This window comes from Rhodococcus sp. KRD175 (assembly GCF_017168275.1).
Lineage (GTDB): Bacteria > Actinomycetota > Actinomycetes > Mycobacteriales > Mycobacteriaceae > Rhodococcoides > Rhodococcoides fascians.
The window spans coordinates 1-11,878 of sequence record NZ_JABFAQ010000030.1 but is presented as its reverse complement, the minus strand read 5'-3'; the positions used below and the strand labels follow the sequence as shown (position 1 = coordinate 11,878).

Sequence of the window (11,878 nt, the reverse complement as noted above, 5' to 3'; positions counted from 1 at the left end):
GCCCCGCCCCGCCCGAGCGACGCGCCACGATGAGGTGCAGTCCGATGTCCCGGGCGTGTGGCAGATGCTCGACCAAGGACGACAACGGGTTTCCGGACGCGGTGGCCACCAGGTCGTAATCGTCGACGACGACGAACACCTCGGGCCCGTCCCACCACGACCGCTCGCGGAGCTGCTGCTGGGTGACGTCCGATCCCGGCATGCGCCTGCTCATTCTGCCTGCGAGATCGACGATCATCGCCGTCAACGTCGCCTGCGCGGCCGCATAGCCGGCCAGATGCTCGAAATCGACTGTGCCCAAGAGAGTTCGACGGTAGTCCGCCACGATCAGTTTCACCCGATCGGGTGGGTTCGCATCGACCAAAGATCGGCATATCCCCCGCAGCAGGGACGTCTTCCCGCATTCGCTGTCGCCGAAGACGACGAAATGTGGGTTCTCGGCGAAGTCGACCGTCACCGGAGCCAGCTCGGCCTCGTCGATGCCGATCGGAACCCTCAGTTCCGCAACGGTGCCACGGTCGCGGGGCCAGGCGCCGGCGAGTCGATCGAGCACCTCCGACCGTTCGAGCATCTCCGGCAACATGCGGACCGGCGGGGCAGGCGACCCCGTGGACGCTGCGGCGATCGCGCTGACGGACTCTGCGACAGCTCGAGACAGGTCGGCCACCGATCGACGGTCGTCGACCCGAGGCAGTGCGATCTGCAGGTGGAGACCGTCCTTGGTCATGCCCCGGCCCGGTCGGCCCTGCGGCACACTGGCGGCTTTCGTTCGGCCGATGTCCGAGTCCGACGGATCTCCGAGTCGCAGCTCGAGCCGGGTCCCGATCAGATCCTTCGTCGCGGGCCTCACTTCTGCCCAGCGAGAGGCCGTCAGAACGAGGTGCAGACCGAATGCCAGTCCCTGGGTCGTCAGCGTCGCGATCTGTTGTTCGAGACTCTCGAAGTCGGATCTGATGGATTGCCATCCGTCGATCACCAGGAAGACGTCGCCGAACCTGTCGTTCGCATCGACCGGTTGCATCGCCCGCAGCCGCCGGAACTCGACCATGGAATCGATGCCGCGATCTCGAAAAGTCTTCTCCCGCTGACGAACGACAGCCGCGACCTCGGCCACGGTCCGGCGTACTCGGTCGACGTCCAATCTGTTGGCCACCGATCCGACGTGCGGTAGTTCGGCCAACCCGGCCAGCGTTCCACCCCCGAAGTCCAAGCAGTAGAACTGAACCTGAGCGGGTGTGTGCGTCATCGCCAGAGCCATGATCAGCGACCGAAGGGCCGTCGATTTCCCCGACTGCGGAGCCCCCACGATCGCCACGTGCCCGGCTGCACCGGACAGGTCGACGGTGAGCAGATCCCGCCGCTGATCGAACGGCCGGTCGATGATGCCGATCGGAGCACGAAGTGTGCTCAGCGCATCGACGCCGCCGCTCAGTACCGACCGAGGCAGTAAGCGGGTCAGTGTCGGTGCCTTGTCCAACGGCGGTAGCCATACCTCGTGGGCCGGCATACCGCGACCTGCGATTCGGCCGACGACGACATCGAGAACGGTCGCGCCGGTGTCGTCGTTCTCGACCGGATCCGGTTCGACCACCGGCTCGACACGGACGTCGTTCTCGACGGGATCGACCATGACGGGATATGCGGTGAACGGCCTCGGACGGATATCGACGCCCTGCGCGGCGGGTGCCCCCGCACTCGAACGTGGCGGAACGTACGGTCCGGACACGTAGGCCGCAGCGAAGCGGACGATCTCGGCCGAATCGCACTTGAGATAGCCGGCACCGGGCTGAGCAGGTAGGTGGTACGCGTCGGGAACACCGAGAACAGAACGTGACTCGTTGGCCGAGAACGTTTTCAGACCGATTCGATAGGACAGATGACTGTCGAGTCCGCGCAGCTTGCCTTCTTCCAGACGCTGACTGGCCAACAACAGATGCATGTGCAACGAACGTCCGAGCCGCCCGATAGCCACGAACAATTCCGCGAATTCCGGTTGCTGACTGAGCAATTCCGAGAACTCGTCGACCACCACGAACAGAGCGGGCAACGGTGCCAGAGCAGCTCCCGCTGCGCGCGCCTTCTCGTAGTCGGACACATTGGCGAAGTTTCCGGCCGAGCGCAGCAACTCCTGCCGACGGTTCATCTCGCCGGCGAGGGCATCACGCATCCGGTCGACCAGAGCCAGGTCCTCGGACAGGTTGGTGATCACGGCCGCAACGTGCGGCGCGGCCTCGAGCCCTGCGAAGGTCGCCCCGCCCTTGAAGTCGACCAGTACCAGGTTCAACTGCTGCGGGGCGTGGGTGGACACCAACCCGAGAACGAGCGTACGCAGAAACTCCGATTTACCCGAACCCGTTGCGCCGATGCACAATCCGTGTGGACCCATGCCGTTCTCGGCAGACTCCTTCAAATCGATCTCGACCGCGCTGCCGTCGGGTGCGACGCCGATGGGTACCCGCAACCGGTCTCGACCGCGACGCACTGTCCACGCTCGATCCGTATCGAGCGCACCGACGTCGGCGATTCCGACGAGGCTGTTCCATCCCGACACTGCGGCCCCGTCGTCGGTGACGGTATCGACAGCGGAGGGCGACGACGGCGCGCGATACGGAGAAAGGCGTCGAGCAACGGCGTGTGCCTCGGTGGTACTCATCGCGTCCGCCACAGCGAAGACCTCGACTGCCGTGCCGCTGACCGCACCGATCGAGCCGTTCTCGACCACCAGCTGGAGCCCGCGACTTGCCGCCAGTCGCGTACACAACCCGGACAGGTCGACGATGGTGACGGAATCGAGGCCGGTGTCGGTGAGGTCGGTCGAACAGTTGGCAACCAGTCCGCCGTCCACCACGATCACCAACTGCGTGACCCCACTGTTCACCGCCCCACGTGCGAAGCGATTCCGCATCGACAGGACGTCCCCCAGCGCGCTCTCGAGCTCGAGGACACTGCCGAAGATCATTCGCGCAGAACCGGCACCGTCTCGCATCACGTCGTGTTGTGTGTGCGGCAGCCACTTGGTCCATTCCCACTGCTCCACGGTGTCGGGGCCGCAGACGACGGCAACCGCGAGGTGGTCCGGTCCGTGAAAGGTACAGAGATAGGCGACCATCGAGCGCACCATCGCACGAGCGGCATCGCGATCCCCGGCTATCGACAGAGCGGCGAATCCCCTCAGCGACACGGCAATCGGCAACTCGGACACCACCGAGCGTGCTCGCACGAATCGGCGCAGCGACACCGCGGACACCGGTTCCAGCTCTTCCACAGGTCCGGTCTCGGGAGGCACGAGTCGGGTCGCCAAACGCTGATCGCCGAGCCCGACCCGCACGTGCGCGAAGTCGGCGTCCTGAGGCCGACGTTCCCACATACGCTGCGTTCCGGCCGTCGACCACAGAGTGCCCGGATCCGGATGGCTCCACTCGAGTGCCCTGCGCTGATCTCGCTCGGTGTCGGCGACGTCTCGTCGAAGCTGGTCGAGATACCGCAGATAGTCCTTACGGTCCTCGTTCGCCTCGGCGGTACGTGCTCCCCCGGACTTGCCCCCGCCGGCCAACATGCCCACCATCGACATCAGCATCATGGCTGGGAACATCAACATCATCGGGTTCGCTGCCGCACCGGAAGTGAACATGAGCGCAACCATTCCGACCATGGCGGCGACCATCACCAGCGGCATCAGCTTCATCAGGAGATTGCCGGGTACCGCGCGCGGCACGGGAGGCGGCGGTTGAAGTACGACCTCGCCGCCCGGTGACCGAGGTACTTCCCGGCGCGCGCTGCGAACGAAGCGCACGGTACTCATCGATCAGCCCCCACGGCCGCGCCCCCACAACTGCATTCGCGGCGACCTCCCCCCGAGGCCGCGTGGACGACAGGCTAACGCATGCACAACCGGAGGGTCCACCGTTGCGTCGAAGCATCGGGATACAGAAATAGAACGGCACCGCATTCGGTTGAACGAAGAATGCGGCTCCGAGGCCGCACATGTTCGACGAACGAAAGGTCGGCTTCCGTGTCCGTACCCCTGTCCATCCTCGATCTCGCACACGTGGGCGAGGGCGAAACAATCCGAGACAGTTTCGACGCCAGCGTGACGCTCGCCCAGCACGCCGAGAACTGGGGTTACCAGCGCATCTGGTACGCCGAACATCACAACATGAAGACGATCGCATCGTCGGCGACGTCGGTGTTGATCGGGCACGTGGCCGCACACACGAAGCGAATTCGACTCGGCTCCGGCGGGATCATGCTTCCCAACCACGCGCCGCTCACCATCGCCGAGCAATTCGGCACGTTGGCCACGTTGTTCCCGGACAGGATCGATCTCGGACTGGGCCGCGCCCCCGGCAGCGACCAGGTGACCATGCGCGCCATGCGCCGCGACCCCGCGTCCTCGGACCGATTCCCCCAGGACGTCCAGGAGCTGCAGGGGTACCTGTCCCAGCAGTCCCTCGTCCCCGGGGTCAGTGCCACGCCGGGTGCCGGCACCGAGGTGCCGCTGTACATCCTCGGATCGTCTCTCTTCGGCGCACAGCTCGCGGCAGCCCTCGGCCTGCCGTACGCATTCGCGTCGCATTTCGCACCCGACGCACTCGAACAGGCCGTGGAGATCTATCGCCGCGACTTCCGTCCGTCGGCGCAGCTGTCCGAACCTCACCTCATCGTGGGCGTCAACGTGATCGCTGCGGACACCGTCGCCGAGGCTCAGGCCCAGTTCCTCCGAACCAAGAGAAGCCGCGTGAGCCTGCTGCTCGGACGGGGTCGCACCTTCACCGACGAGGAAGCCGACATGGTGCTGGAAGCACCCGCGGGGCAACAGATCTCGAAGATGACGAAGTACTCGGCCGTCGGGACGCCCGACATGGTCAGGGAGTACCTCGACCGATTCGCCGAACGCACGGGAGCAGACGAGTTGATCGTCGCCTCGGGCGTCTCCGATCGTCGATCCTGGCTCAGGTCGTTCGAGCTGCTGGCCCAGGTGAGCGAGCTGGTTCCTGCCTGACTGCTGCGAGCAGGTCTCGGCGGAGGCGACGAGCGGTCGAGTGTCGGCGTGATGTCGTAGGGTGTGGACGCACGATGCCCGGGGGGCGGGCATCGACAGTGCACTGCACGCATCCGGGGGGATATCCATGACACGCGCCGACAGCCGTCCCGCAACGACGAACACACCGTCCGACGCAGCCGAACCGACCATCGCATCGGACCCGGCCCGACGTGCGCAGGGGCTGCGTGCCGTCTTCGCCCAGGACGTGTGCCGGGTGACGGTGTCGGCGAGGTCGACCCAGGTTGATATGGCACTGCCCGTGGACGTTCCGGTGTCGCTGTTGATTCCGGGGATCGTCGACATGATCGCGTCACGAGCGGAGCCTGCGGAAGGACCGGGTCCGGTCGGGAGCCGGACCGCGGACTCCGGATCCGACGGGTTGTCGGGGGCCTGGACGCTGTCCCGTATCGGACGCCCGCCGCTACCGTCGACGTCCACACTGTCGGAACTGGGCGTACGTGACGGCGACCTGCTCGTGTTGGGTGTCGCCGAGCGTCCGGCACCGACTCCGTTGTTCGACGATCTCATGGATGCCGTGGCCCGTTCCGGCACCGACGACGTTGCTCAGTGGACCGCGCGTACTGCACGCACGGTCGGTTCGATCATCACGGGCTCGACGGTGCTGCTCGCCTGCGGAATCGTTCTGAGTGACCCGGTTCGATCCGGTGCCGAGAACACGAGCAGCCCGGTCGAGGCAGTCGCCGCGGTCACGGCCGCGGTCCTGTTCGCCGTTGCGGGGATGATCCTCGGCCGGCTGTACGAGCAGGTGGCCGTCGCGGTGCTTTTCGGGGGATGCGCGTCGGCGCTGATGTTCACCGGTGGAACTCTGTTCGTGCCCGGCCAGTTCGGGGCAGCTCACGTGATGTTGGGTTCGGCCATGGCAGGCTCGATCGCGCTGTTGTCTCTGCGAATCGGCGGTGCCGGGCTCGCCGTGTTCACCGGGTCGATCGTGCTGGCAGTGTCGGCGTTCGCCGCGGCGGTCTGCGCGTTGTTCACCGTGATGACGCCGGCGGCCATCGGTACCGTCGCAGCACTGGTAGGTCTGACCGGAATCGCCGTGTCGGCCCGACTGTCGATGATGCAGGCGCGGCTTCCGTTGCCTCCGGTTCCCACCGCCGGTGCCCCACTGGACACCCCCCAGGAGGCGGAGCTCGATTCGATGTCGTTCGCAGATCTGCAGGTGGCAGCCACGCGCGCACGGAGCTACCTGACGGGATTGCTCACGGCGTTCACGATCGTGGTGGTGATGGGAGTACTCGCTGCGGCGGCGAGCGACACCGCGACCGGTTCCGGGTGGCCCGGCATCGCCCTCGCCGCACTGTGCGCGCTGGTGCTACTTCTGCGCGGACGCACGTATGCCGTTGTGACACATGCCGTCCCACTCGTCGGTGGTGGTGCGGTCGTCCTGTTCTCGCTCTCGGTCGGGGCAGTGATCACATTTCCGGACCGTGCACTCGAGTTGTTCGGCGCGGCGTTGGCCGCCGCCGTCGTCGCATCCGTGTTCGGAGCCCTGGTTCCGACCCGCAACTATTCGCCGGTGATGCGGCGATCGGCCGAACTGGTGGAATACGCCGCGATCGCCCTCGTCATTCCGATCGCAGTATGGGTGTGCGGTCTGTACAGCGTCGTCCGCGGACTGTGACCGCGCGCCGGCGTCGTGCGCACACCGTTGCCGCGCTCACTGTCCTGACCCTCACTTACGAAGCACTGATGGGACCGTCCTTCGCGCACGCCGAACGCCCGCTCATCGATCCGGTGCAACTGCCACCGCCCAGCCCTCCCGCGCCTTTGGAACCGACCGAGCAGAAGAACGCGTGCGCCGTCCCCTCCGAAACGATCGACGCCCAGGAAATTCCGACGGCGCAACAGGCACTCGACTTCGCGTCCGTGTGGCCGATCACTCGCGGAGCCGGTCAACTGATTGCCGTCATCGATACGGGCGTCACGCCTCACCCACGTCTGCCGGGTCTGATTCCTGGGGGCGACTACGTCGGCACCGCCGACGGATTGTTCGACTGTGACGCGCACGGCACGATGGTGGCCGGTCTCATCGCCGCGCAGACGGCCTCGGGCAGCGGTTTCGCCGGCGGCGCTCCGGACGCCCGCATCCTGTCGATCCGTCAGTCCAGCAACGTGTTTCAAGTCGTGGACAACAGGACCGACCAGGAGAAGTCGACCGAACCCGAGAACGCTGCCGGGTACGGAAACGTACGGACGATGGCCATGGCAATCCGGACGGCGGCCGACGCAGGCGCATCGGTCATCAACATCTCCGAAGTGGCGTGCGTACCGGCCGGCGCAGGCGTCGCCGACGGCCCACTCGGCGCAGCAGTGCAGTACGCCGTTCGCGAGAGAAACGTCGTCGTCGTCGCCGCGGCGGGCAACTTCGGGAGCGACGCGTGCAGGGCACAGAACCCCATGCCCGACCCGGTCCGGCCCGAGGCGGACCCGTGGGAAGGGTTTGCGACCATCGCGACACCTGCCTGGTTCGACGACGTGTTGACCGTCGGTTCGGTCGAGTCGGACGGTTCGCCGTCGTCGTTCAGCCTGGCCGGACCATGGGTGGACGTGGCTGCTCCGGGCTCCAACATGACGTCGCTGTCGCCGGCGGGCAACGGCCTGGCCAACGGCATTCGGGGCACCGACGGCGTAGTACCGATGACCGGAACCAGTTTCGCCGCACCGCTCGTCGCTGCGACAGCGGCACTGGTGCGGGCGTACAGGCCCGATCTGTCCGCTCTCCAAGTGATCGACCGCATCGAGCGAACAGCTCATGCGGCGGCCGACGGATGGAATCCGTCGGTCGGCCACGGCGTCGTCGATCCACTCGCTGCGGTGACCGACGTCGTGACACCGACGCAGCGAACCGTCCCCGCAGATGCGGTCGCGATCGGTGCGCCGCTCCCACCGCCCGCCGCCGATCATCGGCCACGCGATGCGGCGGTGACCGGGTCGGTGGTGGTCGCGGTGATTCTGGGTCTCGGAACGGCAGTCTCCATTCCCCTGCGCCGACGGCTGTGATCGGCCCGCCCACTCGCCGGGACTACTTGGACGGAAGCGCGGCTGCCTGCGGGTCCGCCGCGACCCCGTCGTGCATGGTCAGCGCCTGACCACGCCCCAGAGTCGGCCCGCTGCCCAGCAACTGCAGAATCTGCCACGGTGCAGGAGCCGGGAGTCCGAAGCCCAATGCCGACGCTGCATCCGCACCCTCGACTCCGTAGCGAACTCCCGTGTCGGCGACGAAGAAGACGCCGTCCTGACGGGTACTGGCAGTCGAGATACCGGTGCTTCGAACGAATCCGCCGCTACCCGGTGACAGATGGACCTGGTCGACCGAATCACCGCCGCCGTCCGCCTGAGCCAGTTCCACCGGTGAAGCGGTGGTATCGAGTGGCAACGACCGTCCTGCGGATTCGACCAGCTGCGCAGTCGGCCCACCGTCGGCGACATCGAGTGGTGACCATGTCAGACACCCGACCGGCCGCCGGCCCGAGTCGACGATGTCGGGAGTCGTCGGCGGGAAGGTCGATACGTCGAGCCCGGACATCGTCTTGGGAGCGTCGGCCAGGACGTCGGGATTGACGGCCGCGATGTCGGGGCTGCCCTGCGAGTCGGCGAACTTGACGAGTAGGGCTGCGGTTTCGCTGATGGCTTGGATGCCGTCCTCGAGCACGACGTAGTACCGAACGTCGCGGCCGGCAACCTTGACCACGGAGCCGATAGGCCGGTTGTCGAACGGGTAGGCGGGGATCTCACCCGCTCGCGCTATGAACGGAGCCGTCACCGCAGGCACCTGCGGTACCGCGTTGAGCAGACCGGCACTGACCGGCGTCGGCGTCGCATCCTCGAGACCCAGCGCGCGAACGACAGCTCTGTCCGCCAGATCGACCGGCGACTTGGTGCCGTCGTGGACGAGATACGCCGCACCGCCCGAAGTCCACAGGAATGCCTCGGATGGGCCGAGCGCAGCCGCGTTCTCGCCGTAGCGGGGCTCCCCCACGATCACTGTCGTCGACGTGACGCCGGCGATCGGATCGACGGTGTCGCACACGGTCCACGACTCGGCCTCGCCGTCCGGGTCGTGCGGCAGCGCCGACGGGGCACCGGGAATTCCGACCAGCGCACCGCGAGGTCGCGACGCCAGTTCCGACTCCTTCACCGTCACAGGGTTGTCGGGCCTTCCCACGATCAACCGCGCCGAAGCCAGGTTCAGCACCGGATGGAACACGCCGTCGACGCTGACGAACATGGCGGCCGACTCCTTACCGACCACGATCGACGCGTCGCCGATCTTGTCCTGAGGCCGAAACAGCGCCAGGGCAGCGCAGCCCGCCAGACCCACGCATGCGACGACGACACCCACCATGAGCGCGCGCGACTGCGACTTCATCGGGTCGTGCAACATCCGCGCGTCGCGCCTGATGAGGGCATGTTCCATTCGTCGGACGAGAAAGCGGTATCCGCCGACCTGCCATTTCGTCGTCGGAGTAGATGCCACGATTCCTCCCCAGGATTGTGCCGACCCGATCCCCCATCGGGTCACGCGACACAGTACAGTTCGTCCGCACCCATCGGCGACCGCGTCGGCGACGATCGATCGGGCTGCAACCTTCGGGGGGAGGGTATGTGATGACGCGTTCGAGGAGACGACGGCGCACGTCGGTCGTGTCGTTCGCCGTGCCAACTGTTCGAGGGTTTTTCGCGGCCGAAATAACTACTGTGACAACAACTCTCGCCCTACTCGCGGCCGACGTTCCCGTCGAGTGGACGCTCACCGCCGCAGCGACGGTGTCGCTCGTACCGTTCGTCGCCTTTCGGCGAACGTCGATCGCCGGCTGGCTGGTCGTCGCTCTGCGCTTCGGATCCGGCCGAGTCCCTGCCGTCGGGGTGACAACAGAACATGTCGACCCCGACGGCCGGCCCGTCGGTGTGCACTGGCAGCGCGATACCGTCACGTGCACCGTGGAGATCATTGCACCGGAACACGACACGACGGTGCTGGCGCGAACGCGAGCCGACACACGACACACGCTGCCCATCGAGGCGTTGACGTCGTGCTTACGGCAACACGACGTCGAGGTTGCCGCAATCGACATCGTCGCGCTCGGGTTTCGAACCGCCGACGGTTCGGTGGCCACCGACGTGTACGAGGGCCTCATCGGCCCGTTGCCCGCCGTCGCGCAGCGGACGGTGTGGGTGTCCGTCACTCTGGACGTACGAGCCAACGCCCGGGCGATGGCAGCGAGGGGCACGGGCCGGACGGGGGCGGCCCGAACCGCGGTCGTTGCAGCCCTCCGCATTGCACGCGCCTTGGAGTCTCATGGACTGTCCACACGGCTGTCGACGGCCACAGAACTCCGAGCCGCGGCATTGCACCTGAGCCGGGGTGTCGACACCGACGACCTGACTCAGGTGTGGTCCTACGCTCCATTGCCCGGCGTCGCGAGTACGGGTTACGGAATCGATTGCAGCACAATCACTGTCGAGGATCTTTCGGCCTTGTGGGCGACACCGTCGCTGGGTACGACCATGTCCGTTCACCTGCGCCCCACCGACGAGCCGAGCCGCGTCCGCGTTCGTGCGTCGTGCAGATTCGCTGCGCGAGAGGCAATCTCGAGGCCCGATGTTGCTTCACTGACCTCGATGGCCGGACGTCAACGAGACGGCATTCTCGCTCAATTGCCACTGGCTGTGGCAACACACTCGGCAGTGATGCCGGTCGGAACCCTCTCGACCTCCGCACTGCAGGCCTGGGCGTTCCCGGTGAGTGGTTGCGGCCAACTACTGGGATCGGATACGAACGGAAACGGTGTGGCAGTGCGGATCTTCGGGGCGAACCTGCCGCGGGTCAGCATCGTGGGCGAGCTCTACCTCGCCCAACAGCTTCTGTTCCGAGCCGTGGCGATCGGAGCGCGAGTTGTCGTCAGAACGGACAGACCGCACGCCTGGGGAGCCCTCCGCGACGCCATCGGGGAGCCCGAGCGGTTTCTGGTCGACAGCGACCACACACGGGTGCGGCCCTCGTACGACGTCGTCGTGGTCGACTTCGCAGACGGCTCCATCTCGCTCGATCACCAATCTGTCCCCGGCGTCACTGTGATCTCGCTGACCGAGCACGAACCGCCGCATGATCCGGCGGCACCCGGGCCGACCCGACAGAGATTCGCCGCGACACTGTCGATCGTTCAGCCGCGTGCGTCCGGTGACCGTATTCGGGTGCGTTCGGGTCCGATCGACATCGAACTGACGCTGGTCACCATTCCGCAGGAAACGGCGTTCATCGGTCGACCGAGAAGTCTTCGACCCGCCGTCCGAGACTGACAGTGTCAGCCGGGGTACGGGACGCGCGCCCGTGCGCTCGACACTGCGCCGGCCCACCACTCGAGTTGGTCGAGCAATCGCCCCAAGGAGTCGACAGCAGCGGGATCGTCGACGCCACCGGCCTCGTCGAAACGCCGACGCACGCGATGGAGTGATACCGAATCCCGTACCGACACCATGTGTAGCTCTGCGGCGATGAGGCGCAGTTGCTCGGTCGCTCGCACACCACCCGCCAGACCGCCATAGGAAACGAATCCCACTGGCTTGGAACGCCATTCGTACTTCACCGTGTCGAGCGCGGTCTTCAGCGAGCCGGGCACAGCGTGGTTGTATTCGGGAGTGACGAGGACGAACGCGTCGGCCTCGCCCACGATGCGGGTGAAACGTTCGGAGCCCTCGCTCGACGTCAAGCTGTTCGGGAGATCGAAGTCCGCGAGATCGACATCCACAACCGTGAGAGAGTCGCGCGCCGACGCCACGCTGCGTACCCAGGATGCGACGGTGGGGCCCACC

Annotated in this window: 7 protein-coding genes; 4 read left to right on the top strand and 3 right to left on the bottom strand. The window is 66.4% G+C overall.

The genetic code is table 11. The features are described from left to right. Window positions 1-3,802, bottom strand: a 3,802-nt coding sequence (eccCa, locus tag J1M81_RS24280; protein ID WP_206499014.1) for a type VII secretion protein EccCa, incomplete at its 3' end; no start/stop codon positions are given. A gap of 210 nt (window positions 3,803-4,012) precedes the next feature. Here eccCa and J1M81_RS24275 point away from each other — a divergent pair. The 3 genes from J1M81_RS24275 to mycP all read left to right on the top strand — a co-directional run bounded on the left by J1M81_RS24275 (window position 4,013) and on the right by mycP (window position 8,065). Beyond that, on the top strand, window positions 4,013-5,002 hold the full coding sequence (locus J1M81_RS24275; RefSeq protein WP_027496339.1) for an LLM class flavin-dependent oxidoreductase: 990 nt from the start codon (window positions 4,013-4,015) through the stop codon (window positions 5,000-5,002). 127 nt (window positions 5,003-5,129) lie between these two features. Next, a complete protein-coding gene (gene eccD / locus J1M81_RS24270) occupies window positions 5,130-6,686 on the top strand; it encodes a type VII secretion integral membrane protein EccD (RefSeq protein WP_051365100.1) in 1,557 nt (518 codons plus the stop codon). Between the two features lie 68 nt (window positions 6,687-6,754). Further along, the gene (gene mycP / locus J1M81_RS24265; protein ID WP_230591649.1) at window positions 6,755-8,065 is read left to right on the top strand and encodes a type VII secretion-associated serine protease mycosin; all 1,311 of its coding nucleotides are present in this window, start codon (window positions 6,755-6,757) and stop codon (window positions 8,063-8,065) included. 22 nt (window positions 8,066-8,087) lie between these two features. On the opposite strand, the gene eccB is transcribed toward mycP, so the two are convergent. Further along, window positions 8,088-9,542 (bottom strand): type VII secretion protein EccB, encoded by a 1,455-nt coding sequence (eccB, locus tag J1M81_RS24260; protein WP_032383663.1) that lies wholly within the window; start codon window positions 9,540-9,542, stop codon window positions 8,088-8,090. 221 nt (window positions 9,543-9,763) lie between these two features. Here eccB and eccE point away from each other — a divergent pair, with 221 nt between their 5' ends. Then, on the top strand, window positions 9,764-11,365 hold the full coding sequence (eccE, locus tag J1M81_RS24255; RefSeq protein WP_206499013.1) for a type VII secretion protein EccE: 1,602 nt from the start codon (window positions 9,764-9,766) through the stop codon (window positions 11,363-11,365). 5 nt (window positions 11,366-11,370) lie between these two features. Here the strand turns inward: eccE and J1M81_RS24250 are convergent, their stop codons facing one another. Beyond that, window positions 11,371-11,877 carry an NADPH-dependent FMN reductase gene (locus J1M81_RS24250; protein WP_080741332.1) on the bottom strand — a complete coding sequence of 169 codons (507 nt, stop codon included), beginning with the start codon at window positions 11,875-11,877 and terminating at the stop codon, window positions 11,371-11,373. Window position 11,878: the final 1 nt, after the last annotated feature.

Bases quoted from the DNA above. Each gene is read 5' to 3' on its own strand.
- mycP (WP_230591649.1), top strand. From the start codon at position 6,755: ATGGGACCGTCCTTCGCGCACGCCGAACGCCCGCTCATCGATCCGGTG.
- eccD (WP_051365100.1), top strand. From the start codon at position 5,130: ATGACACGCGCCGACAGCCGTCCCGCAACGACGAACACACCGTCCGAC.